General features: G+C 71.3%; 25 protein-coding genes. 20 read left to right on the top strand and 5 right to left on the bottom strand.

Translation table 11 applies throughout. The annotated features are described in order from the left end of the window. Positions 1-520: 520 nt before the first annotated feature. The 12 genes from ACFY1S_RS15170 (at position 521) to ACFY1S_RS15115 (ending at position 12,503) form a co-directional block, all read left to right on the top strand. The gene (locus ACFY1S_RS15170; protein WP_387117705.1) at positions 521-1,273 is read left to right on the top strand and encodes a flavin reductase family protein; all 753 of its coding nucleotides are present in this window, start codon (positions 521-523) and stop codon (positions 1,271-1,273) included. A gap of 170 nt (positions 1,274-1,443) precedes the next feature. After that, complete coding sequence (locus tag ACFY1S_RS15165; protein WP_364370388.1) at positions 1,444-1,809, top strand: DUF485 domain-containing protein; 366 nt, start codon at positions 1,444-1,446, stop codon at positions 1,807-1,809. Next, positions 1,787-3,478 carry a cation acetate symporter gene (locus ACFY1S_RS15160; protein ID WP_387117435.1) on the top strand — a complete coding sequence of 564 codons (1,692 nt, stop codon included), beginning with the start codon at positions 1,787-1,789 and terminating at the stop codon, positions 3,476-3,478. The genes ACFY1S_RS15165 and ACFY1S_RS15160 overlap by 23 nt, the downstream gene beginning before the upstream one ends. 79 nt (positions 3,479-3,557) lie before the next feature. Continuing rightward, positions 3,558-4,535, top strand: a complete 978-nt coding sequence (locus tag ACFY1S_RS15155; RefSeq protein ID WP_387117432.1) for an NAD-dependent epimerase/dehydratase family protein — start codon at positions 3,558-3,560, stop codon at positions 4,533-4,535. Positions 4,536-4,601: 66 nt separating this feature from the next. After that, the gene (locus ACFY1S_RS15150) at positions 4,602-5,828 is read left to right on the top strand and encodes an LCP family protein (protein WP_387117429.1); all 1,227 of its coding nucleotides are present in this window, start codon (positions 4,602-4,604) and stop codon (positions 5,826-5,828) included. 148 nt (positions 5,829-5,976) lie between these two features. Next, positions 5,977-7,242: an LCP family protein gene (locus tag ACFY1S_RS15145; protein WP_387117426.1), complete on the top strand. Its 1,266-nt coding sequence runs from the start codon at positions 5,977-5,979 to the stop codon at positions 7,240-7,242. A gap of 202 nt (positions 7,243-7,444) precedes the next feature. Beyond that, complete coding sequence (locus tag ACFY1S_RS15140) at positions 7,445-8,380, top strand: LCP family protein (RefSeq protein ID WP_387117702.1); 936 nt, start codon at positions 7,445-7,447, stop codon at positions 8,378-8,380. A 58-nt stretch (positions 8,381-8,438) separates the two neighbouring features. Then, positions 8,439-8,774: a rhodanese-like domain-containing protein gene (locus tag ACFY1S_RS15135; protein ID WP_203174575.1), complete on the top strand. Its 336-nt coding sequence runs from the start codon at positions 8,439-8,441 to the stop codon at positions 8,772-8,774. A 10-nt stretch (positions 8,775-8,784) separates the two neighbouring features. Next, entirely contained in the window at positions 8,785-9,573 is a 789-nt protein-coding gene (locus tag ACFY1S_RS15130; protein WP_387117422.1) for a glycerophosphodiester phosphodiesterase, read from the top strand. Positions 9,574-9,628: 55 nt separating this feature from the next. Continuing rightward, entirely contained in the window at positions 9,629-11,083 is a 1,455-nt protein-coding gene (locus ACFY1S_RS15125; protein ID WP_387117419.1) for an ATP-binding protein, read from the top strand. Positions 11,084-11,144: 61 nt separating this feature from the next. After that, positions 11,145-11,561, top strand: a complete 417-nt coding sequence (locus tag ACFY1S_RS15120; protein ID WP_364370829.1) for an ATP-binding protein — start codon at positions 11,145-11,147, stop codon at positions 11,559-11,561. Between the two features lie 60 nt (positions 11,562-11,621). Then, on the top strand, positions 11,622-12,503 hold the full coding sequence (locus ACFY1S_RS15115) for a DUF5926 family protein (RefSeq protein ID WP_387117416.1): 882 nt from the start codon (positions 11,622-11,624) through the stop codon (positions 12,501-12,503). Between the two features lie 6 nt (positions 12,504-12,509). Here ACFY1S_RS15115 and ACFY1S_RS15110 read toward each other — a convergent pair whose 3' ends face one another. Continuing rightward, the gene (locus ACFY1S_RS15110; RefSeq protein WP_364370361.1) at positions 12,510-13,727 is read right to left on the bottom strand and encodes an arginine deiminase; all 1,218 of its coding nucleotides are present in this window, start codon (positions 13,725-13,727) and stop codon (positions 12,510-12,512) included. 167 nt (positions 13,728-13,894) lie between these two features. Between ACFY1S_RS15110 and ACFY1S_RS15105 the strand changes: the two genes are divergently transcribed. From ACFY1S_RS15105 to pheA, 5 genes are all read left to right on the top strand, one after another. Continuing rightward, positions 13,895-14,635, top strand: a complete 741-nt coding sequence (locus tag ACFY1S_RS15105) for a hypothetical protein (protein WP_364370358.1) — start codon at positions 13,895-13,897, stop codon at positions 14,633-14,635. Between the two features lie 168 nt (positions 14,636-14,803). Then, positions 14,804-15,262, top strand: a complete 459-nt coding sequence (locus tag ACFY1S_RS15100; protein ID WP_387117413.1) for a hypothetical protein — start codon at positions 14,804-14,806, stop codon at positions 15,260-15,262. Positions 15,263-15,337: 75 nt separating this feature from the next. Next, positions 15,338-15,727 (top strand): ACT domain-containing protein, encoded by a 390-nt coding sequence (locus ACFY1S_RS15095; protein WP_387117410.1) that lies wholly within the window; start codon positions 15,338-15,340, stop codon positions 15,725-15,727. A gap of 82 nt (positions 15,728-15,809) precedes the next feature. Further along, positions 15,810-16,367, top strand: coding sequence for a hypothetical protein (locus tag ACFY1S_RS15090; protein WP_387117407.1), 558 nt, complete (start codon positions 15,810-15,812; stop codon positions 16,365-16,367). A 10-nt stretch (positions 16,368-16,377) separates the two neighbouring features. After that, on the top strand, positions 16,378-17,334 hold the full coding sequence (gene pheA / locus ACFY1S_RS15085) for a prephenate dehydratase (protein WP_387117404.1): 957 nt from the start codon (positions 16,378-16,380) through the stop codon (positions 17,332-17,334). 54 nt (positions 17,335-17,388) lie between these two features. Here pheA and ACFY1S_RS15080 read toward each other — a convergent pair whose 3' ends face one another. The 3 genes from ACFY1S_RS15080 to ACFY1S_RS15070 form a co-directional block, all read right to left on the bottom strand. Continuing rightward, a complete protein-coding gene (locus ACFY1S_RS15080; RefSeq protein ID WP_030487734.1) occupies positions 17,389-18,111 on the bottom strand; it encodes an AIM24 family protein in 723 nt (240 codons plus the stop codon). Between the two features lie 102 nt (positions 18,112-18,213). Then, the gene (locus ACFY1S_RS15075; protein WP_387117699.1) at positions 18,214-18,561 is read right to left on the bottom strand and encodes a metallopeptidase family protein; all 348 of its coding nucleotides are present in this window, start codon (positions 18,559-18,561) and stop codon (positions 18,214-18,216) included. A 153-nt stretch (positions 18,562-18,714) separates the two neighbouring features. Then, positions 18,715-19,146 carry an OsmC family protein gene (locus ACFY1S_RS15070; RefSeq protein ID WP_364370347.1) on the bottom strand — a complete coding sequence of 144 codons (432 nt, stop codon included), beginning with the start codon at positions 19,144-19,146 and terminating at the stop codon, positions 18,715-18,717. Between the two features lie 131 nt (positions 19,147-19,277). On the opposite strand from ACFY1S_RS15070, the gene ACFY1S_RS15065 reads away from it, so the two are divergent. The 3 genes from ACFY1S_RS15065 to ACFY1S_RS15055 all read left to right on the top strand — a co-directional run bounded on the left by ACFY1S_RS15065 (position 19,278) and on the right by ACFY1S_RS15055 (position 21,873). Then, on the top strand, positions 19,278-20,000 hold the full coding sequence (locus ACFY1S_RS15065) for a hypothetical protein (RefSeq protein WP_387117400.1): 723 nt from the start codon (positions 19,278-19,280) through the stop codon (positions 19,998-20,000). A 239-nt stretch (positions 20,001-20,239) separates the two neighbouring features. Continuing rightward, positions 20,240-21,061 (top strand): HAD family hydrolase, encoded by an 822-nt coding sequence (locus ACFY1S_RS15060; protein WP_387117398.1) that lies wholly within the window; start codon positions 20,240-20,242, stop codon positions 21,059-21,061. After that, a complete protein-coding gene (locus tag ACFY1S_RS15055) occupies positions 21,061-21,873 on the top strand; it encodes an HAD family hydrolase (protein ID WP_387117395.1) in 813 nt (270 codons plus the stop codon). Before ACFY1S_RS15060 ends, ACFY1S_RS15055 begins: the two co-directional genes overlap by 1 nt. A 9-nt stretch (positions 21,874-21,882) precedes the next feature. On the opposite strand, the gene ACFY1S_RS15050 is transcribed toward ACFY1S_RS15055, so the two are convergent. Beyond that, positions 21,883-22,485 (bottom strand): bacterial proteasome activator family protein, encoded by a 603-nt coding sequence (locus ACFY1S_RS15050; protein WP_357984605.1) that lies wholly within the window; start codon positions 22,483-22,485, stop codon positions 21,883-21,885. Positions 22,486-22,499: the final 14 nt, after the last annotated feature.

Below are 22,499 nucleotides of genomic sequence, written 5' to 3'. Positions count from 1 at the left end.
TGGAATCCTCCCTTCTTCGGGCCCTCCCGTCCAGGGTGGAGGACGCGCGGCCCGGCCGGTGGAGGCGACGTCCCGGCGACCGGGTCCTGCGTCGGGCCGCCCCGGTCATCCCCCGATCGGGGCGGCCCTCGTCGACCGGAAGGAGATCAGCCATGTTCGGGTTCGTCCGGGGCAGGAACGCAGCGCGGTGGTCGTACCGGAGAAGGAAGCCGGCGGCGCCGGCGACCGTGCCGGGCGCGGAGAGGTCGCCGGGCGTGCCCGCTCGGCCGCGCGGGTGGGCGGACGGGGCCGACGGTGGCCCTGCCGCGACCGGGCCGCGCGGGTTGGCCCACGCCGGCGCAGACCTGGCGCGCGAACGGTGGTCGGTGGTGAGCGCCCCCGCCAACCGTTCTTCGCCAAGATCCGCGCAACATCAGGGTTGTTGCTGCCTCCCACGTGTCGGAGGCAGCAACATCCGGGAAGTTGATCGGATCTTGGCATGAGGCGCCGGAGGTCGCTGGTGAGCCGGCCGCACCTGCCGATGCGGCCGCTGTGGCGGTGTCGGGGTTGCGGTGCCCTCTGGCCGTGCCAGCCGGCGCGGCTGGCGTTGCTCGCCGAGTACCGGCACGACCGTGTGGGGCTGCTCGTCTACCTGGGCGCTCTGATGGCGGAGGCCGGTGACCAGCTCGCCCGGCTCAACGGGCGACCCGCCGACCTGCACGAGCGCTTCCTGAGCTGGGCACGTGGCCGGGGCGGCACAATGTTTCACGTGAATCATGAGCCGGGTGCCGAGATCCACCACACCGATCCGTTCGCGGTGCCGACCGGGCAGCGGTCCCCGGTACGCCGGCTTCGCGGTCGTCTCGCCGCACCCGTCACGCTCTGGACGGCACCGGGTCCGGCGGGGCTCACCGTCTCGTCCACGCTTGTCGCCGAGGGCGAGCCGGACCGGCTGCTCGGCCTCATCGACGCGGAATCCGACCTGTGGGCGACCGTCGAGGACGCGGGACGGTTCGCTGTCGCGCCGCTCGGCCCGCCGCACCGGCAGCTCGCCGACAGGTTCGCCGGGCTGTTCCCCTCCCCGGGCGGCCTCTTCGCCACCGGGACGTGGACCGACACGCCGTACGGGCCGGTGCCGGGGGACGCCGGCGGCTGGGTGGGTTGCCGGCTGGACAGCGCCCGGGAGTACGGGTGGGCGTTGCTGGTGGAGGCCACCATCGAGGCGGTCGACCTGGCCGAGGACACGTCTCCACTGCTGCACTACAGGGGTCGCTACCACGAGCTGCCGGGCTGAGTCCCCTAAAGGATCGACCGGTCACCGGGGTGATCTGGGTCACTTGGCGCAGTGAGGCAACCGTTCGGCGCACTCGGCGACCGGTGTCGATCTCAGCCTTCCCCGCCGAGGAGTGCGCTCTCTACGGTGCGCGAAACTCCCCTGACGCCTGTGAAGGTGGTGATCCACAAATGTCCACGGACACACCCGCTCCGGCCGCTTCCCAGTCGGACAAGTACCTGGCCGTACAACGGTCGGACGAGTTCGCCGGGCTGCGGCGAGCGTTGCGCGGCTTCGTCTTCCCGATGACCGTCGCGTTCTTCCTGTGGTATGCGCTCTACGTCATTCTCTCCGCGTACGCCCGGGACTTCATGGGCACGAAGCTGTTCGGCAGCAACATCAACGTCGCGCTCGTCTTCGGCCTGCTCCAGTTCGTCTCCACGTTCCTGATCGCCTGGCTGTACTCCCGGTTCGCGGACCGGAAGATCGACCCGGTCGCCGACCGGATCCGTGCGGAGATCGGGGAGGTGACCCATGAAAACGGTCCACGCGGCTGATCTGCTCCTCGCTGCCGAGGCGGGCAACCACACCGCCCGCAACCTGACCATCACGCTGTTCCTGGTGTTCGTGGCGGTCACCCTGGCCATCACCATCTGGGCCAGCCGGCAGACGAAGACGGCCACCGACTTCTACGCGGGTGGCCGGTCGTTCTCCGGCTTCCAGAACGGCATGGCGATCGGCGGCGACTACATGTCGGCCGCCTCGTTCCTCGGCATCGCCGGCATCATCGCGCTCTACGGCTACGACGGCTTCCTCTACTCGATCGGCTTCCTGGTCGCCTGGCTGGTGGCCCTGCTGCTGGTGGCGGAGCTGCTGCGCAACTCCGGCCGGTACACGATGGCCGACGTGCTCGCCTTCCGGATGCGCCAGCGTCCGGTGCGTACGGCGGCCGCCGTCTCCACCATCACCGTGTCGATCTTCTACCTGCTGGCCCAGATGGTGGGCGCGGGCGCGCTCGTCGCGCTGCTGCTCGGCATCAGGCCGGGGACGACCTTCCTCGGGATGGATGCGGCGACCGCCAAGGTGGCCACCATCATCATGGTCGGCGCCCTGATGATCATCTACGTGACCGTGGGTGGCATGAAGGGCACCACCTACGTGCAGATCGTCAAGGCGTTCCTGCTCATGGGCGGCGCGCTGCTGATGACCCTGCTGGTGCTGGCGAAGTACAAGTTCAACCTGTCGTCGCTGCTCGGCGACGCCGCCGCCTCGTCCGGCAAGGGCAGCGCCTTCCTCGAACCGGGGTTGCGCTACGGCGTCGAAGTGGCAGGCAACGCGACACAGACCTTCTACAACAAGGTCGACCTGCTGTCACTGGGCATCGCCCTGGTGCTCGGCACCGCCGGCCTGCCGCACATCCTGATCCGCTTCTACACCGTGCCGACCGCCAAGGCGGCCCGCAAGAGCGTGCTCTGGGCGATCGGCATCATCGGCACCTTCTACCTGCTCACCCTGGCCCTCGGCTTCGGTGCGGCGGCGCTGGTGGGCAGCAAGGCGATCACCGAGCAGGACAAGGCCGGCAACACGGCGGCTCCGCAGCTGGCCGAGGCGCTCGGTATCGACTTCTTCGGCGGCGACCTGGGCGGTGCCGCCCTGTTGGCGGTCATCGCGGCGGTCGCCTTCGCCACCATCCTGGCGGTGGTCGCCGGGTTGACCCTTGCCTCCTCGTCCAGCCTGGCGCACGACTTCTACGCGAACGTCATGAAGAGGGGCGAGGCGTCGGAGCGTCAGGAGGTACGCGTCGCCCGGATCTCCGCCCTGGTCATCGGCGCGATCTCCATCCTGCTGTCGATCTACGCGCAGAACCTGAACGTGGCGTTCCTGGTGGCGCTGGCCTTCGCGGTGGCCGCCTCGGGCAACCTGCCGGCGATCCTCTACAGCCTGTTCTGGCGGCGGTTCAACACCTCAGGCGCGGTGTGGGCGATCTACGGTGGTCTGCTCTCGGCCGTACTGCTGGTGTTCTTCTCGCCTGTGGTCTCGGGCGCGGCGACCTCGATGTTCCCGGACCACGACTGGCAGTGGTTCCCGCTGTCCAACCCGGGCATCCTCTCCATCCCGTTCGGCTTCCTCTGCGGATGGATCGGCACGTTGATCTCGAAGGAGAACGACGAGGCGAAGTACGCGGAGCTGGAGGTGCGCGCCCTCACCGGTTCGGGCGCCCACTGACACTCCCGACGGGCCCCCGCCGACGCCACGCGTCAGCGGGGGCCCGTTCCCGTATCCGGCGATCGGTAGGCTGACCGGCATGAAGGTTGCTGAGCGCTTCGGTCCCGGTCACCGCGTCCTCGTCACCGGCGGCGCCGGTTTCGTCCCGTCGCACCTGGTGGACGCCCTGATCGCCCGCGGTTGCACGGTGGTGGCCCTGGACAACTTCGTCACCGGCTCCAAGGAGAACGTCGCCCACCTGCTCGACCGCCCCACCTTCACGCTTGTCGAGGCGGACATCTCCGATGGCCTGCCGAGCCACCACCCGGCGCTCGCCGAGCGGTTCGACGCGATCCTGCACATGGCCTCGCCGGCCAGCCCCACCGACTTCGCCCAGCTTCCGGTGGAGATCCTGCGGGTCGGCTCGGTGGGCACCCTGCACCTGCTGGACCGCGCGGTCGCCGACGGCGCCCGGTTCCTGATGGCCTCCACCTCCGAGGCGTACGGGGACCCGAAGGAGCACCCGCAGCGCGAGACCTACTGGGGCAACGTCAACCCGATCGGGGTGCGCAGCGTCTACGACGAGGCGAAGCGCTTCTCCGAGGCGGCCACGATGGCGTACCACCGCTATCGCGGGCTCGACGCCGCCATCGTCCGGATCTTCAACACGTACGGCCCGCGGATGCGCCCGGACGACGGTCGGGCCATCCCCACCTTCATCTCCCAGGCACTGCGCGGCGAGCCGCTCACCGTGCACGGCACCGGCAACCAGACCCGGTCCATCTGCTTCGTCGAGGATCTGGTGCGCGGCATCCTGCTGCTGCTCGACTCGACCGAGACCGGCCCGGTCAACTGCGGCACCGAGCACGAGTTGACCATGCGGCAACTCGCCGAGTTGATCGTGTCGCTCTCCGGCAGCAGCTCGCAGGTGACCTACATCACCCGCAGCGCGGACGACCCGGAGATGCGCCGCCCGGACCTGACTCTCGCCCGGGAACTGCTCGGATACGAGCCGACCGTGGCACCCGAAGACGGCCTGCGACGCACGATCGAGTACTTCCGGGCGCGGCTAGGGTAACCGCTCGGCCGACCGCTGAGTGTCGCCTGAAGGCGGCAGTGGCTCCCACTCCGTACCCTGAGTTACATGTCAGCGACATGGTCTGCCGGCGTTCCGCACCCGTACCTGCACCGCAGCGCCGGGCGCGCCTCGGTGCCCGGCCCTGACCGGGGCGCCTCCGGGCGTGCCCGCCCGGCCGAGGCGCGCTGGTACCCGTCGCCCGAGGATGCGCAGCCCGGTCCCGGCGGTCCCGGTGGGCCGAAGGGGCCCGGCAGGACCGGCGGCTCCGGTGGGTCGGGTAGGCGCGGGCCCCGGCCACGCTGGGGGCGGATCGGCCTGGTGGCGGGCGTGACGGTGCTGGTCCTGGCGCTGCTCGGCGGCCTCGGCGCGTGGCTGTACGCCCGCAACCTCGACGGCGACCTGGCCCGCACCGACCCGTTCGCGGAGATCACCGGGGATCGTCCGGTCAAGCCCGTCGAGGGCGCGCTGAACATCCTGCTGGTCGGCAGCGACTCCCGGGACCCGGACGCCCCTGTCGACAGCAAGAGCCAGTGGCGTGCCGACACGGTCATCGTGATGCACATTCCGGCCGACCACCAGGAGGCGTACCTGGTCTCCATCCCGCGTGACCTGTACGTCCCGATCCCGGAGAGCGCCGGCGCGGACTGCGGCTCCGGCCAACGCGCGAAGATCAACGCCGCGTTCGCGTTCGGTGGGCTGCCGCTTGCGGTACGTACCGTGGAGTGCTTCACCGACGTCCGGATCGACCACGTGATGGCTATCGACTTCGGCGGCTTCAAGGAGGTCACCGACGCTCTCGGCGGGGTCGACCTGAAGGTGGAGCGGACCATCACCTCGATCCACAAGCCGTACCGGACGTTCACCAAGGGCACCAACCACATGGACGGCGCGGAGGCGCTCGACTGGATCCGGCAGCGCAAGCAGTTCCCGGACGGCGACTTCGCCCGCATGCGGCACCAGCAGGAGTTCCTCCGCGCCCTGATGGACAAGGCGGCGAGCACCGGCACGCTGGCGAACCCGAAGAAGCTCAACGACTTCCTCCAGTCGGTGACCAAGGCCGTAACCGTTGACCAGGGTTTCTCGGTTACAGACATGGCGCTGCAGTTCCGAAATCTGCGCGGCCAGAACCTCACCTTCGTGACCAGCCCGAACTCGGGCAGCGACACGATCAACGGCGAGTCGGTGGTGGTCTCCGATCGGGAGAAGGCGTTGGCGATGTACCGGGCCATGGCGGCGGACACCATGGCGGACTGGGTCAAGGCCAACCCGCCGAAGGGCAGCGACGGCGGGTAATCAGACGCCCACCGCCTGGTCCATCGAATAGCGACGATAGACCGAATCGCGCAAAATGCCGTCCGGATGGACCAGTGATGAACTCGCCAAGTCGAATCGATGTACGTACAGTGGTGCCGCCCCCTCCTGATCACGAGCTGGAGCACGAATGCCGGTTCAGGCCAGTCGTCGCCCTTCGTCCACCGGGTCCGCCGCCCCCAGCGGGCGGATCGCCGCGTCCATCCCCGTGCAGCCGGGCCGCTCAGGCGGCGGGTCGGGCGGGCGGCCGCCCGGTGACGGTGGTGGCGCGGGCCGGTCGGGCGGCAGCGGGCCGGCGAAGAAGCGGACCCGACGCAAGGATCCCCTCTGGGCCCGACTGACCGTGATCTTCGGTGCCGTGCTGATGCTCAGCAGCGGCATGGCGATCGTCGGCGGCAAGGTGCTGATCGGGCAGGCGACAGGCGACATCGCCCAGCGCAACCTGCTGGGTGAGGCAGGCAAGTCCGACGCCGAGGGCGGGGCGAGCCTGGACGGCCCGATCGACATGCTGCTGCTCGGCGTGGACGCGCGCGAGCGCTGGGCCGCCGACGACGTCCGCTCGGACAGCATCATCATCCTGCACATCCCGGCCTCGCACGACCAGGCGTACCTGATCTCCATCCCGCGGGACACGCAGGCGCAGATCCCTCCGTTCAAGGCGAGCGGCTTCACCGGCGGCACCGACAAGATCAACGCAGCGTTCCAGGCCGGCGCCCGCAACGGCGGCGGCTGGGAGGGCGGCGCCCAGCTGATGGCGCAGACCATCAAGCGACTCACAGGCGTCAGCTTCGACGGCGCGGCGATCATCAACTTTGGCGGGTTCAAGAACGTCATCGACACCCTCGGCACCGTGAAGATCTGCGTGAGCCACGAGGTCAAGTCCAAGCACATGTCGTTCGTCGACGGCAAGCCGATGTGGAACGCCGACGCCAAGAAGACCGGCAAACGGATGACCCCCGTGGTGCACAAGAAGGGCTGCCAGGAGATGGAGGGCTGGGCGGCGCTCGACTACGCCCGGCAGCGCTACGGTCTTCCCGGTGGCGACTACGACCGCCAGCAGAACCAGCAGCAGCTGATCAAGGCGATGGCCCGCAAGGCCACCGACGGCGGCACGCTCACCAACCCGGCGAAGATGAACCAGCTGATCAAGGCGGCGGGCAAGGCGTTCGTGCTGGACACCGGCGGCGCCAAGATCGAGGATTTGATCTTCACCATGCGCGGTGTGACCGCGAACGAGCTGACCATGTTGAAGACCAACAACGGCACCTTCAACAGCAACGGCGCGGGCGCCGAGGCGTTGAGCCCGGAAACCATGGAGATGTTCCAGGCGATCAAGCAGGACAAGCTGGCCGAGTTCATCTTCACCCACCCCGAGGTGATCTCCACGCGCAAGTGACTGTCGAAGTCGCGGAAACGCCGCGACCGGTCGGTCACCGTCCGTAGTCTGACGTGAGCAGGTTTCACGTATCGGCTGCGGGGAGGCGGTCACGTCCAGGTCCGGACGCAACGCGGCAGGTCCGGCCGGTTCGGCCGTACCCGCCCGGTCCCGTCGCGCCCGCGGCCCACGGATCCTGCTCGGCATCGGCCTGGCCCTCGTCCTGCTGGCCGGGCTCGCCCTGGTCGGCCTCAAGACACTCAGCAACAGGTACGACCGCACGGTCACCAAGGAGCAACTGCTCGACTCCGGTGCCCGCACCAGCCGGACCGACCTGGACGGGCCGCTCAACTACCTGCTGGTCGGCTCCGACCGCCGCCCCGGTGACAGCGGGCCCGACCAGCGCTCCGACACCATCCTCATCGTGCACGTACCCGCCGGGCAGCGGGAGGCGTACCTGGTCTCCATCCCGCGTGACCTGCTGGTCGCCATCCCACCGGCGAACGGCTTCGCAGGCGGACCGGACAAGATCAATGCAGCGTACGAGCACGGCGGCGGCGGGGAGGCCGGCACGAGACTGCTCTCCACCACCCTGAACCGGCTCACCGGCATCCGGTTCGACGGTGCCGCCCTGATCGACTTCAACGGCTTCCGGAAGGTCATCGACCTGCTCGGCGGGGTACGGATGTGCGTGGACACCGAGGTCCGTTCGATCCACACCAACCGGGTCTTCCCCACCGGCTGCCAGCAGATGAACGGCGCGCAGGCGCTGGACTACGTACGGCAGCGCTACGACCTGCCCGGCGGCGACTACGACAGGCAGCACCACCAGCAGCAGCTCCTACGGGCGATGCTGGACAGCGCCGGTAGGGCCGACCTGCGCAGCAACCCGATCAAACTGGACCAGGTGCTGCGGGCCGTGGGCGGCTCGTTGACAGTCGACACCAACGGCGTACCCCTGGAGGACCTGCTCCTCGCGCTGCGCGCGCTGCCGCCCGACGGGCTGCGCGGCGTCCAGGTGCCGTCGTCGCCGCAGACCATCGACGAGGTGTCGTACGTGGTGCTGGACAACGGCGGCAACGGCCTCTTCGAGGCCGTACGCGGGACACGGGTGCCCGCCTGGGCACAGGCCAACCCGCGCTGGGTGTCCCGGTTGTGACGGTGTCGACGGCCCGGTCGGTGCCGATCCGGCCGGCGAGGATCTAGTGTTGCTTCCTGTGTTCGGACCCCAGGTTCCCACCGTGCCCGTGACCGAGATCGCCGACGACACCTACCTGCTGGACGTGCGGGAGGACGACGAGTGGGCGGCCGGCCATGCCCCCACCGCCCACCACCTGCCGATGATGGAGTTGCCGGCCCGACTGGCCGAGGTGCCCACCGACCGGGACGTGGCGGTCATCTGCCGTTCCGGCGGGCGGTCCGCCCAGGTCGTCGCCTACCTGGTCAACAACGGCTGGGAGCAGGTGCGGAACGCCGACGGCGGGATGCGCCAGTGGGCCGCCGTCGGCCGCCCGGTGGTCGACGCGAACGGGCAGCCCGGCCAGGTCATCTGAGGCGGCCGGAATGGGCGGACCTCTGGTCTTCGCGCACCGCGGCGCCTCGTACGACCTTCCGGAGCACACCCTCGCCGCGTACCTGCGCGCCCTCGACGAGGGTGCCGACGGCCTGGAGTGCGACGTCCGGCTGACCCGGGACGGGCATCTGGTCTGCGTCCACGACCGGCGGCTGGATCGCACCAGCAACGGTCGCGGTCTCGTCAGCGCGCGTACCCTCGCCGAGTTGGAGGCACTGGACTTCGGCTCCTGGCATCCGGGCAGCGCGGCGGACGGCGACCTGCCGCCTGACGATTCGCACACCCGACTGCTGACCCTGGCCCGACTGCTGGACGCGGTGCTCGCCGCCGGCCGGCCGGTCCGGCTGCTGGTGGAGACGAAGCACCCGTCCCGCTACGGCTCGGCCGTGGAGCGCCGCCTGGTCGGCCTGCTACGCCGGTACGGGCTGGCCGACCCGGCGCCTGACGACCCGGTCCAGGTGACAGTGATGTCGTTCTCCCCGCTGGCGATCCGGCGGATCCGCGAGCTGGCCCCGACGCTGCCCACGGTGCTGTTGCTGGAGGTGCTGCCGCGTCTGGTGCGGCCCGGTCGTCTGCCGTTCGGCGCCCGTATCGCGGGGCCGGGCATCGGCCTGGTCCGGGCCCGTCCGCAGTTGCTGCCCGCGCTGCGCGCCGCCGGCAACCAGGTGTACGTCTGGACGGTGAACGAGCCTGCCGACCTGGAGCTGGTGCTGGCCGCCGGGGTGGACGGGATCATCACCGACCGGCCGGCGCACGCCCTGGCCCGGCTGGACCGGTGACCGGCACCGACCGGCGGGGGTGCCCAAACGCCTGCCGACCGGGCAGACTCGGCCCATGCCGGAGCGAATCGACTTCCCCGCTCTCATCGCCGGCCACACAGTAGTCATCGAGATGATCAATTCTGGTGACGCCGGGCTGCCGGTCCTCACCCAGCTGCTCCGGGTGGCCCAGCCGGCGCTCGGCGCGACAGGGATGGCCTTCGTCGAGTTCGGCCCGACCGGCGGCCGGGTGATCGCCGCGACCGGCACGGTGGAGTGGACCCTCGGCCGGCCGCTGACCGTCGACGACCCGGACACCGTCTGCCTGCTCTCCGGCGCACGGGTACGCCAGGTCCGCGTGGCGAACCTCAGCGGCAAGCTGGGCGGCGAACTGGCCGGCAACGGCCTGCGCCGGATGGTGGTGTCCCGGGCGGAGATCGGCGGGCACACCGTCGGGAGCCTGCACGCGTTCTACCCCGACGACGACGAGCAGGACGCCGAGCGGCAGGGGGTGGTCGCCTACCTCGCCTCCTGCGTCGCGCACATGTACGGCGATCAGAGCGGGCTCCCGGTGCACGGCGACGGGCCGGTCGTGGCGGCGCTCGCCGACGGGCTTGCCGTTGTCGACAGGGACGGTCACGTCCGCCTCTGGAACCCGGCCGCCGCGCAGGTCACCGGTCGGGAGGCCGAACAGGCGCTGAGCCGTCCGCTTCCGTTCCCGCTGCCGCCGTCCGGCCAGGTCCGGGACCACCGGCTTCCGGACGGGCGCTGGCTGCGGATCACCTCCGGCGAGCTGCCCGGCCCCGGCGCCCTGCGGGTGGTGACCTTCCGCGACATCACCGACCAGCAGCGCCGGGACCACGACCGCGACCTGTTCGTCGCGGTGACCAGCCACGAGCTGCGGACGCCGGTCACCGTGATCAAGGGGTACGCGGACACCCTCACCGACCACTGGGAGTCGCTCACCGACGCGGACCGACGACAGGCGGCGCGGGTGATCGGGCAGCGGGCCAACGAGCTGGCCCGGCTCGTCGACAGGCTGCTCTCCTCGGCCGCCGAGGCGGGCCCCGGGGACGACCCGCCCACCCCGTTCGACCTCGGTGAGGCGCTGCGCGTCGCGGTCGGCGACCTGCCGGCCGAGCTGCGCCGCCGGTTGGTGCTGCGTCTCCCCTCCGGCCTGCCCAAGGCGCTGGGCCACCGCGCCAGCCTGACCACCGTGCTTACCGAACTGACGACGAACGCTGGCAAGTACTCGCCCCCGGACTCACCGATCGAGATCACCGCGGGGGTGGACGGTCAGCTGGTTGCGTTCCGGGTCAGCGACCGGGGCATCGGCATCCGCCCCGACCACGTGGAGCGGGCCTTCGACAGGTTCTGGCAGGGGGAGTCCGGCGACCGGCGCGGCTACCCGGGTGCCGGACTCGGGCTCTATCTCGTCCGCCGGATCGTTGAACAGCAGAATGGATGGGTATCCCTACGTCCGAGGACCGACGGCGGTACGGTCGCAGAGGTGCGGCTACCGCGCGGTTGACCGACGGTGGCGCGACGTGGAGGCGACGGTGGCGACGGCAGCGAGGGAACGGGCGTGGTGTGTGGTGGTCCCGCACCACCCCGCCGGGGCGCGGCTGGCCCGGCACCGGCTCGCCGACGAGCTGGGTGAGGTCGTACCCCCGGCTCTGCTCGCGGATCTGATCGCGGTCCTCGCCGAGCTGGTGGGCAACGCGGTGCGGCACGCCCGGCCGCTGCCCGGCGGCGTGGTCCGGGTGGCCTGGCGGTTGCGGCCCTCGCTCGAGGGTCCGCGGATCCAGTTGCGGGTGACCGACGGCGGCGCGGCCGGCGGTCCGCGGCTGCGCACGGCCAGCCTGGAGGCGGCGGACGGGCGCGGCCTGCACATCGTGGCCGGCCTGGCCACCCGCTGGGGCGTGGAGCGCGACGGCATGGGCCAGCGCGTCTGGGCGGAGTTCGACCCGACGCCAACGACCCGGTCCGACCTCGTGGCGGCGGGCTGAACGACGCTTCAGACGGGTCCGGCCCACGACGGCCCGGTTGGGCCTCTAGGCTGTGACGCCGTGAGCAAGCGTCGAAAGAGCCAGCGCGCCGACACCGCCCCCCGCCGGGACAAGGTGCGGGACATCTTCGTCCCGCGACCGTTCGATGGGCTGGTCGACGAGCCCGAGTGGATCGCCCTGCGCGAGCTGGTGCCCGCCGCGTCGGCGCCGCTGCGGCTGACGCCCGCCCTGATCGACGAATTCGGGGACCGGCCGGCCACGGTGGCCACCGTGCTGCCGATGGCCGCCCCGGCGATCACCAAGCCGGACGGCCGGGTGCTGATCGGTCTGCAACGCCACCAGCAGTCCGGCGACGTCTCGCGGGACCTGGCCGAGGCGCTGCTGTGCGCGTTGCGGACCGAGCCGGGTGACGAGGTGGCCGTTCCTCCGCTGCCCGGCCCCGGCCCCCGCCTCCAGGACATCTTGGTGGACGGCCCGCTGGAGATCAGCATGCACGAGGGGTTCGAGTTCTGGCTCGACCCCGGCGCGGCGGACGACCCGACCGTCCAGGCGTCCCTGGAGCGGGCGAACGCCGCCATCTACCCGACGGTGCGGCTCAGCGCGGCGAAGGCCGCGTACTGGTGCCAGGTGCCGGAGAAGGCGCACGTGCGCTGGGTGCTGCCGGAGGACGAGGACGCCGCCCTGGACGCGCTTGCCCGCCTCGGCGCGGCCGGCACGCTGACGCTCGGCGAGCAGACCAAGTTCGCCGGCATGTTCCGCGCGCACGGTCGACTGGTGCCGGTCTGGGACCTGCCGGAGGAGACTCCGGCGACCGACTGGGAGGACCCGGTCGCGCAGTTCGCCAAGCGGTACGCCGAGGCGCTGGCCGCCACCGACCCGCTTGACGCCGCCGGCCGGCGGGCCCGGCAGGGGCTGCTCGGCCGCCAGCTCACCCTGCGCTGAGCGCGCTCACCCGGCCACCGGCAGCGGATCGCGGGAGATCGGGCAGGACATGCAGCGGGGGCCACCCCGCCCCGAACCCAACTCCGATCCGGCGATCGGGATCACCTCGATGCCGGCCCGCTCCAGTTGGGCGTTCGTCTCGGTGTTGCGTTCGTAGCCGACGCAGAGCCGGGGCGCCAGGGCGAGGGTGTTGTTGCCGTCGTCCCACTGCTCGCGTTCGGCGGTGACCGGGTCCAGTCCGGTGTCGATGACCCGGAGCTGGTCCAGGTCCATCGCGTCGGCGGCGGCCCGCAGGAACGGCGCCGGGCCGTCCACCCGGGGGTCCTCGCCGTCCGCGCCGGCGATCACCGTGTACGCGGAGAGCGTGCTGGCGATGTTGGGATACATCAGTACGGCGTCGGCGTCGACCATCGTGCACACGGTGTCCAGGTGCATGGTGGCGCGTTCCTGGGCGATCGGCACCACCAGGATGGTGTGGGCGAGCCCGGCCGCGAAGACCTGCCGACCGAGGCGTTCCGCTCCGGCCGGGGTGGTCCGTTCGCCCACGCCCACGGCCAGCACCCCGGGCGCGAGCAGCAGGACGTCCCCGCCCTCCAGGTGCTCCAGGTTCGGCCGGTAGACGAACTCGGTGCCGGCGAAGCGCGGATGGTGGCGGTAGATGGCCTCGGTGAGTGTGGTCTCGCGGCGGCGGGCCGGCATGGCGAGGCTGGTGACGCCGACCCGGTCGCCGATCCACAGCGACGAGTCCCTCGTGAACAACAGGTTGGGCAGCGGGTCGATGACGAAGTCGTGCCGGTCCATCAGGGTGTAGACCAACCCGCCCGGCCGTTCCGAGCTGATCCGCAGCTCCTCGTGGGCCAGCCCGGCGATGAGCACGTCGGCCAGGGCCGCCGGGTCCAGATAGGAGAGGTGGTCGGCGACGCGGGCGCGCAGGGTGTCGCCGAGCCGCCGCGAGCGCAGCACCTGCTCGGTGAGTTCGGCCCGGGCGTCCGCCACGGCCAGTGTCTCGGTCAGCAGGGTCGCCAGGTAGAGCACCTCGACGCCGCGTTCGCGAAGCGCGGCGGCGAACGCGTCGTGCTCCTCCTGGGCGCGTCCCACCCAGGGGATCGCGTCGAACAGGAGCGAGTCGTTGTTGCGGGGGGTGAGCCGGGCCAGTTCGGGGCCGGGCCGGTGCAGCAGTACGGTGCCGAGCCGGCCGACTTCACTGTCGACGTATTGGGTCACTCGAGCAGCGTAGGGCAGGGTTTGGCGGCATCCGAGAAAAGAACTGTGGATGAATATGGCATTCATCCGTACTCACTCCGGCGCTCCGGCTTGCCGAACACCGGGAGTGGCAACGTAGGGTAGTGAGGACATAACTTCGAGGGACCTTTTGCCGGAGGTCGACGACGATGACTGTCTTTCCCGCACGACGAGCCGTACCGTCCGCTCGGGCACTGCCGCCCGTCGCGGTGCCCCACCCCCGCGTCGAGTCGCCCGGGGCTCTCGCACCGGTCCGACCGACACCGCTCGAATGGGCACGTCGTCGTCGCGCCGAGCGGGGTGCCCGGCGGTTGGAGGCGGCCGGCGCACGGGCGCTGGGCCAACTCGACCATCTCGGGCCAGCCTGGCACGTCATCGAGTGGCCCCGCACCGACGCGACGGACATCCTGCTCGACCGCACCCAGGACGAGCGCGCCGGGTTCCTCGCCATCGGGCCGAGCGGCCTGTTCGCGGTGACGATCGCCGACCACGGCCGGGCCCGCGTGCTCGTCGCCGGCGACGTGGTGCAGATCAACGGCAAGCGGCCGCCGTACGTGGCCGAAGCCCGCCGGGATGCCAAGCGCGCCAGCAAGGCCCTGTCCGACGCCGTGGGGCTCCCGGTTCCGGTCACGCCCGTGCTGACCTTCGTCGGCTCGGGCGTGATCAGCGTCTACGGCCTTCCGAAGGACTGCCTGATGGCCACCCACCGGGAGCTGGACCGGCTCCTCGTGGCCGGCGGCAGCCGGATCAGCCCGGCCACCGCCGAGAAGCTGTCCCGGGTCGCACAGCACCCCGGGACCTGGCTGAACGGCACGTACCGTCCAACGGCCGACTACCGGTGGTACGAGGAGGGCCGAACGGCCGCTGACAAGCCGGCGCACCACCGGTAACGTCACCGGCGACGCCACGCGGCTCCGGTCCCCCCGTTCACCCCACCGGCTCCCGCGCCGTCACCGGCCTCCCCGGCCCAGTCCGGGTGGTCGGCGACCCGGTGCGCTCGGTGGTTCTGTCGGTGACCCGCTAGCGTGGACAGTCCGTCGGTGTACATAGGAGGCTCGGTGGCCCACGTCGAACTTTCGCTCTCCGAAGTGTTCGTGCCAGCGGCGCGGGCCTCGACAGAGGCGGAGCTCGGCAACTTCGGCCAGTGGTCCTCGACGGTGTGCCGGGCCGACGAGCCCTGCCTGCTGATCGACGCCGACACACGGGTGGTGGCGATCTCCACGGCCGGCTGCGAGCTGCTCTGCCTGGGCGAGCCGGACGGCCTGATCGGGCGGCCGCTGCTCGACGGCGGGCTGCGCCTACTCGACTTCACCGCCAACCGGGGCGAGCTGACCGAGGCCGAGATCGACAAGATTCCGCCTCTGCTGGCGCTCTCCTCCGGCCGTCTCGCCCGCGGTCTGCTCCGGGTGCAGGCCGCCTCCGCGGACAGCTCCGACGCGACAGTCGACGCGATCTCCACGCCAGTGCACGCGCACGGCGCGGTGGCAGGCTCCCTCACCTTCTTCTCCGAGGTCTGACCTGCGGCGGAGTGTGTCGTTCGCCGCACGCGACAATGCTGGGGCCGGTCGGCACCGAGACCGTAGGGTGCCCTCATGCTCGATATCGCTCTGCTGCCGGGGGAGTACGCCGTGTGCCGCCTGGCAGCCGACGCCGCCCTGCCGGAGCAACTGTCGAGCGGGCTGGGCCGCGCCGACGTCATCACCGTGAGCTGGACCGCCGACGGGATCTCGGTGATCTGCCCCGCCGACCGGGTGCCCGCGCAGGCCGTCGTGGAAACGGCGTGGCGGTGCCTACGGGTCGCCGGCCCGGCGGACCTGCCCAGCACCGGCACCCTTGCCGCGCTCGTCGACCCGCTCGCCGAGGCCCGGGTCAGCGTGGTCACCTTCTCCACGTTCGACACCGACTACGTGCTGGTGCCGGCCGTCCGGCTGGCCGAGGGCCGGGCCGCGCTGGAGCGCGCCGGGCACCGCGTCCTCGGCTGAGCTTCACCCGACCGGCCGCTCCCCCTACGATGGGCTCGGCCACCCCGGCCGAAGAGTTCTCCGATGTCCCGAGGATCGGCCCGTGCCGTTCACCCCGCTCCCCCGCGCGTCGCGGGCGACGACCCGTACCCTGCCGTGGGTGCTCGCGCTGCTCGCTCTGTCGACCGGCTGCGGCGCCCCACCCGGACTGGCGACCCCGGACGCGCAGCCCAGCACGACCGGCTCCCCGACGGCAGCGCCGACACGTACCCCCGCCGCCACGCCCAGCACCGTGCCGTCCGTCCCGCCCCTCCGCACCCCGTCGGCCACCCCGGACGCCGGGCTGGTCGCCACGCCCTGCCGGAACGGGCCTACCGGGCAGCGGATCGTGCAACTGGTGCACGGCCGGGCCGGCGTGCTCCCACCCAGCGTGCGCGTCCAGGTCCGCACCGGGCCGCTCTGCGCCGCCGACTGGCAGTACACCGTGCTGGAGGTGACCGGGCACGAGGAACTCCAGATCGTCACCCGGGGCCGGCCGACCGCGCCGGAGCTGGTCACCGCCGGCACCGACGTGTGCACCATCGAGGTACGCGCCACCGGGCCGACCGGGATCCGGACGCTCGCCTGCGACGCCGGCCCGGTCGTCGGGCCTGGTGCGTAGGCTTGTCGACATGCCGGGAACACCACCGACGCGCTTCGTCTACCTCGGTCCGGAGGGCACCTTCGCCGAGCAGGCCCTGCGCACCGTCCCCGCCGCCGAACGCGGCACCCGTACGCCCGCCCGCAGTGTCGGTGAGGCGTTGGACCAGGTCCGGACCGGGGACGCCGACGCCGCGCTGGTGCCACTGGAAAACTCGATAGGCGGCGCGGTGGGCGTCACCCTCGACGAGATGGCCGAGGGCGCACCACTGGTGATCACCCGGGAGGTGATCCTGCCCGTGGAGTTCGTGCTCGGAGCCCGGCCGGGCACCTCGCTGACGTCGGTCCGCGTCGTCGCGGCCCATCCGCAGGCGTCCAACCAGTGCCGGGGCTGGCTGCGCGACCACCTGCCCGACGCGGTGGTGGTGGACGTGCTCTCCAACGGTGCGGCGGCCGCCGGAGCCGGTTCCGGCGAGTACGACGCGGCCATCTGCGCGCCCATCGGGGCGACCCGGCACCGGCTCACCGTGCTCGCCGACAAGATCGCCGACCATCCGGACGCGGTGACCCGGTTCGCGCTGGTGTCGCGCCCCGGGCCACCCCCGCCGCCGACAGGCGACGACCTCACCTCGCTCGCCGTCTACATCGCCCACGACCGGGTCGGCGCTCTGCTGTCGGTGCTCATGGAGTTGGCCGTGCGGGGGGTCAACATGACCCGGATCGAGTCCCGGCCGACAGGTGAGGCCCTCGGCCGGTACGTCTTCTTCCTCGACTGCACCGGGCACGTGGCCGACGTACGGCTGGGCGAGGCGTTGCAGGGTCTGCGCCGGGTCTGCGCCGACGTGCGTTTCCTGGGCTCGTACCCCCGGCACCGCTGGACGCAGGCGGCTGCCGAACGGCCGGTGCCGGCCCCGGCCGGTCTGTCCGACGCCGACTATGCCGACGCGGCGGCCTGGCTGGCCCGGCTGCGCACCGGCGAGTTGACCTGACGGCGCGCAAACGCGGGCGTCCCCGGTCACCAGGGAACGCCCGCGGCGGTGCGCTCAGCTCAGCAGACCGCCGAGCAGACCGCCCTCCTGCTGCTGCTGACCGCTGCCCATGACCGGCGGCTCCTCGGACGGCTGAACCACCACGAAGCCCTGACCGGCGAAGCTCATCGTGAACGACTCCCCGGTACGACGGCCCAGCAGCGTGCCGAGGCCGAGCTGCTCGGCGCGGTGGTAGCCGGTCTGGAGGTTCGCCGACCAGCAGACCGCTGCCTGCGGGTCGACGTACGTGGGCGCGTCCACGTTGAGCACCACAGGAGTGCCCTTGGTGGTGATGGCGATCCGGCCGTACCCGCTGAACACGCAGTTGAACAGACCGGACGAGGACGCCATCCCGGCCCCGCCGACCATCCTGATGTCGTACTGGAGGGTGGAGTCGAAGGCGAGCACGCTTGACCCGTTGATCGAGAGCGCGTCGCCCGGCTCCAGGTCGATGATGTGCACGTCCTTGGCCAGTTCGGCGAGGAAGACGTCACCCTGACCGGAGACCTTCATCAGCGGCACGCCCTCGCCGGTGAGCTTCTGCTTGAGGAACTTGCCGAGCCCACCCGAGCCCAGCGCCTGGAACTGGACGTTGCCCTGGTAGGCGACCATCGACCCGACCCGGGCCATCGCCTCGCCGTTGAGCTCGATCTTCAACATCTTGGAGTTCTGCAGCCGCATGCCGGGCTGCGCGGACTCCTTCTCCAGATTCTCCGCGGAGAACAGCTCGCTGCGCATGAAAGGGCCTCCTGAATAGGGTCGCGTTCGCTGCACCGACGGTAGGCGACAGCGGCAACCGCAAGCCATCAACCGAGCGGCGCGGCGGGTCGGCCCCGGGGTTCAGCCCCAGCCCAGCGCGTGCAGACGCGCGTCGTCGATGCCGAAGTGGTGGGCGATCTCGTGCACGACTGTCACCGCCACCTCGTCGATGACGTCCTCGTCGTTGTCACAGATCCGCAGGATCGGGTGGCGGTAGATGAAGATCCGGTCCGGCAGCACGCCCGAGTAGTCCCAGCCGCGGTCGGTGAGCGCGTGCCCCTCGTAGAGGCCGAGCAGCTCGGACTCGCCCGGCGGCGGGTCGTCCTCGACCAGGATGACGACGTTGTTCATCAGGCCGAGCAGCTCTTCGGGCACCTCGTCGAGGGCTTCGCCGACCAACTCCTCGAAGCGCTCACGGCTCATCTCCACCGGCACCTCGCCCATTGTGCCCGACGCGGAGGCACCCGGCCCGGGCCCTGGTGGACGACCGGGCCCGCACGTCCACGGAGAGAGGAGAGCGGCCGCCCTTGGCCGGGCGGAAGCTCCCCTTCCCGTGAACGCGCGGTGTGCGGGTCGTCCGGCTCAGGAAGCCAGGCGCGCGGTGAGGGTGATCTCTGCGCCCGGCGAGAGCAGGCGGGAGATCGGGCAGTTGGCCTTGGCGCTCTCGGCGAGCTTCTGGAACTCCGCGTCGTCGATCCCCGGCACCTGGCCGACGGTCTCCAACTCGATCCGGGTCACGGTCATCCCGGCATCGGTCTTGTCCAGGTGGACCTTGGCGGTGGTCTCGACCGAGGTGGGGGTCGAGCCGGCGTCGGCGAGAGCCTTGGAGAACGCCATCGAGAAGCAGCCGGAGTGCGCGGCGGCGATGAGCTCCTCGGGGTTGGTGCCCTCGCCCTCCTCGAAGCGCGACTTGAAGGAGTAGTTGCCCGACAGGCCGCCCTTACCGGTGCGGACGGTGCCGGAGCCCTCGGTGAGGTTGCCCTGCCATTGTGCTGAAGCGGTACGGATTGGCATGAGCAGAACGCTAGCGGAAAGGTGACCGTCGAGCGACCGACCGGGACCGACGCCCACCCTGCGATTCCGGTCACCAACCGCTGACTGTGCCATGATTCGACGCAGGCCCGTGACCGGCGGAGGGATGGCCGATGTCCGAGGAGCTGCCGATCCCCCGGCAGGGCGACCCGCCCGACGGCCCGGCCGTAATCGAGTGGGGCGGCGACGACGATCCGGCCCCACCCCGGCGGTTCGGCAGGTCCCTGGCGGGCCTCACCAGGGATCCCCGGCTGCCGCTGCTGGCCGCCGGCCTCGGGGCGGTCGCAGGTGTCGCGTCGATGGTGGGTGAGTGGCTGGTCATGACCCTGCCCAACGGCGGCCCCGAGGGAAACAGCTCGATCGAGGTGCCGGCGGGCGTGAACGAGATCGGCGGCTTCGGCGTCGGTTATCTGGTCGGGCTGCTCCTGCTGGTCTGCACCGTGGCGCTGGCGCTGGGGGGCACGGCGACCGTCCGGACGAACGCGCGGTTGGTGGGCCTCGCCCTGGCCGGCGCGCTTGTGGCGTTGCTCGCCGCGGCCACGGCGACGCTCAACGACCCCGGCCAGCGGAACTTCTTCTACTCGCCGCAGGACGGTTTCCGGGCCGAGTACGGCAGGGGTCTGGTGATGGCGTTCGTCGCGTGCGTCCTGTTCGCGGTGGCCCTGCGGCTGGCGCCGACGGCATCCGTGGAGGACGACCGGGCCATGGGCGGGCCAGGGCTCCTCTGGCCCCGCCGCCGCCACCGGGACCCGGTCGAGGACGAGGAGGGCCTGCGCGCCCCCGCCGACCTGACAGTCACCCCCACGACCCCGTTCACCAACCCCCAGAACCCCTGACCGTACGCGCCGATCTTGCACTTACCGCGCCGGCAGAAAGCCACCGAACGGCAACCAGAACCGCAGGATCGCGGGGCGTTCGGAGGACATGCCACAGGCACCCGGCGTTGGGGTCCGATTCGCCGGGAAGTCATGGTTGGAGGCCGTTTCGCGAGGTACGGTTGCTGCCCGCCGTCACGCCGGGTCTCTGCACCAGGACCGCACGGCTGGCTGCGACGGCGGCGGGCGAAGGAGGAACGATGACCCGCCCGGGACTACCCAAGCTGATCGCGACAGACCTCGACGGGACGCTTGTCCGCAGCGATGACACAGTCTCCGCGTACACCCATGGGGTGCTCGACCGGGTGCGGGCCGCCGGAATTCCGGTGGTCGGCGCGACCGGACGCGGCCCGCGGTTGACCGAACTGACCCGCAACGACATCCGGGCCGCCGACTTCCTGGTGATGGCCGGCGGTGGCCGGGTGGTCGACCAGAGCGACCGGGCCGGACCCGTCGTGCTGCGCGACGAGCGGCTGTCCGCCGAGGTGCTGGCCCGCCTGCTCACCGACCTGGAGGCCCAGGTCGGCCCGCTGACGGTGATGGTCGAGGCGTCCGACGAGCACGACGCGCCGCTCTGGGGCGACTACCACGAGAGTTGGCCCTACCAGGACCGGTTCGAGGCACGCACCCGCGACGAGTGCCTCTCCTGCGATGTGATCAAGGCGTTCGCCCGGACCGCCGACCACCACGTGGACGAGTTGCTGGCGGTGGCCCGCCGGATCATCCCGCCGCAGGTGGCCACGCTCACCCAGGCCGGGCTCGGCTTCGTGGAGATCTGCCCGCCTGACGTGGACAAGGCGACCGGACTGACAGTGGTGGCGCAGAGCCTCGGGGTGGACCCGGCCGACGTCCTGGTCTTCGGTGACATGCCCAACGACCTGCCGATGTTCGAGTGGGCCGGGTGGTCCCGGGTGGCTGTCGCCAACGCGCACCCCGCCCTGCGCGCCGTCGCCGACGAGGTGACCCTTCGCAACGACGACGACGGAGTGGCTGTGTACCTGGACCGGCTACTGTCCCGGTGATGGGAGAGACACCCCGCCTGATCGCCACCGACATCGACGGCACGCTGATCCGCGACGACCACACAGTCAGCCCGCGCACCGCCGACCTGATCGCGCGGATCTCCCCGCGGGGCACGCCTGTCGTGCTGGTCACCGGCCGCCCGGTCCGCTGGCTCAAGATGGTGTACGACCAGCTCGCCGAACCACTGCCGGCGGTCTGCGCCAACGGCGCCGTGGTCTACGACCCGTTCGCCGACGAGGTGGTGCGGGCCGATCCGCTCGCACCCCAGCACCTGGCGGAGGTGGCCCGGCGGCTGCGCGCCGAGGTGCCCGGGATCAGCTTCGCAGTGGAGATCCTGGACAGCCGGGAGATGCGGCACGAGGCGCACTACCCGCTGCGCTGGGACGCCGACGCCGACGGCATCAGACCGGTCGAGACGCCCGAGGAACTGCTCTCGGTCCCTGCGGTCAAGCTGCTGGCCCGCGCCGGCGAACAGGACCCGGACGCCTTCGCCGAGCTGATCGCCGCGGCGGTGGCAGGGCTGGCCGAGGCGACGCACTCGTCCTCGTCAGGCCTGGTGGAGATCTCCGCCGCCGGGGTGACCAAGGCCGCCGGCCTGGCGTGGTACTGCGAGCGGCTCGGGATCGCCGCCGAGGACGTGCTGGCCTTCGGCGACATGCCCAACGACGTACCGATGCTGACCTGGGCCGGGCGGGGTGTGGCCGTGGCCAACGCGCACCGCGCCGTCCTGGCGGTCGCCGACGAGGTGACGACGGCGAACACCGAGGACGGCGTGGCGGCGTACCTGGAGAAGGTCTTCGGGTTGGGCTGAGCGGGGCGCCTACAGGTACTGGCCGGTGTTGTGACCCTCGCCACCACCGGGCTGGCCGATGCCCGGCATCCCCGGTACGACGCCGCCGGGGCCGCTGGGCAGCGCCTGCCGGCCACCGCGCATCTGCTCCAACTGGACCCGGGCGGCCATCTGCTGGGCCACCAGGGCCGCCTGGATGCCGTGGAACAGACCCTCCAGCCAGCCGACGAGCTGCGCGTGCGCGATCCGCAGCTCACCCTCGCTCGGGGCCTTGTCCTCGGTGAACGGCAGCGAGATCCGTTCCAGCTCGTCGCGCAGCTCGGGCGCGAGGCCCTCCTTGAGTTCGACGATCGACCGTTCGTGGATCTCCCGCATCCGGTTGCGGCTGGCGTCGTCCAGTGGGGCGGCCTTGACCTCCTCCAGGAGCTGCTTGATCATGCTGCCGATCCGCATCACCTTGGCCGGCTGCTCGACCAGGCGGGTCGGGTCCTCACCCTGGCCCTCCTCGGTCTGCATGGTGCCGATCGGTCGGCCGTCCGGGCCCACCACCACCACGGTGCCGGACTGGCCGGAGTCGTCGGGGCCGGGCTCGTCGTTGTGTCCAGCGGAGCGCGCTTCGGTCATGGGGTCCATCTTTACCCAGCGGA

It is taken from the genome of Micromonospora sp. NPDC000663, from assembly GCF_042898105.1.
Lineage (GTDB): Bacteria > Actinomycetota > Actinomycetes > Mycobacteriales > Micromonosporaceae > Micromonospora.
The sequence above is the reverse complement of the archived record's forward strand: the minus strand, read 5'-3'. Positions and strand labels throughout refer to the sequence as shown.

Coding starts and splice junctions, on each gene's coding strand:
- ACFY1S_RS15165 (WP_364370388.1), top strand. CDS start 1,444: ATGTCCACGGACACACCCGCTCCGGCCGCTTCCCAGTCGGACAAGTAC.
- ACFY1S_RS15060 (WP_387117398.1), top strand. CDS start 20,240: ATGACCCGCCCGGGACTACCCAAGCTGATCGCGACAGACCTCGACGGG.
- ACFY1S_RS15050 (WP_357984605.1), bottom strand. CDS start 22,485: ATGGACCCCATGACCGAAGCGCGCTCCGCTGGACACAACGACGAGCCC.
- ACFY1S_RS15170 (WP_387117705.1), top strand. CDS start 521: ATGCGGCCGCTGTGGCGGTGTCGGGGTTGCGGTGCCCTCTGGCCGTGC.
- ACFY1S_RS15080 (WP_030487734.1), bottom strand. CDS start 18,111: ATGCGCAGCGAGCTGTTCTCCGCGGAGAATCTGGAGAAGGAGTCCGCG.
- ACFY1S_RS15070 (WP_364370347.1), bottom strand. CDS start 19,146: ATGCCAATCCGTACCGCTTCAGCACAATGGCAGGGCAACCTCACCGAG.
- ACFY1S_RS15125 (WP_387117419.1), top strand. CDS start 9,629: ATGCCGGAGCGAATCGACTTCCCCGCTCTCATCGCCGGCCACACAGTA.
- ACFY1S_RS15150 (WP_387117429.1), top strand. CDS start 4,602: ATGTCAGCGACATGGTCTGCCGGCGTTCCGCACCCGTACCTGCACCGC.
- ACFY1S_RS15065 (WP_387117400.1), top strand. CDS start 19,278: ATGTCCGAGGAGCTGCCGATCCCCCGGCAGGGCGACCCGCCCGACGGC.
- pheA (WP_387117404.1), top strand. CDS start 16,378: ATGCCGGGAACACCACCGACGCGCTTCGTCTACCTCGGTCCGGAGGGC.
- ACFY1S_RS15145 (WP_387117426.1), top strand. CDS start 5,977: ATGCCGGTTCAGGCCAGTCGTCGCCCTTCGTCCACCGGGTCCGCCGCC.
- ACFY1S_RS15160 (WP_387117435.1), top strand. CDS start 1,787: ATGAAAACGGTCCACGCGGCTGATCTGCTCCTCGCTGCCGAGGCGGGC.
- ACFY1S_RS15055 (WP_387117395.1), top strand. CDS start 21,061: ATGGGAGAGACACCCCGCCTGATCGCCACCGACATCGACGGCACGCTG.
- ACFY1S_RS15155 (WP_387117432.1), top strand. CDS start 3,558: ATGAAGGTTGCTGAGCGCTTCGGTCCCGGTCACCGCGTCCTCGTCACC.
- ACFY1S_RS15130 (WP_387117422.1), top strand. CDS start 8,785: ATGGGCGGACCTCTGGTCTTCGCGCACCGCGGCGCCTCGTACGACCTT.
- ACFY1S_RS15095 (WP_387117410.1), top strand. CDS start 15,338: ATGCTCGATATCGCTCTGCTGCCGGGGGAGTACGCCGTGTGCCGCCTG.
- ACFY1S_RS15105 (WP_364370358.1), top strand. CDS start 13,895: ATGACTGTCTTTCCCGCACGACGAGCCGTACCGTCCGCTCGGGCACTG.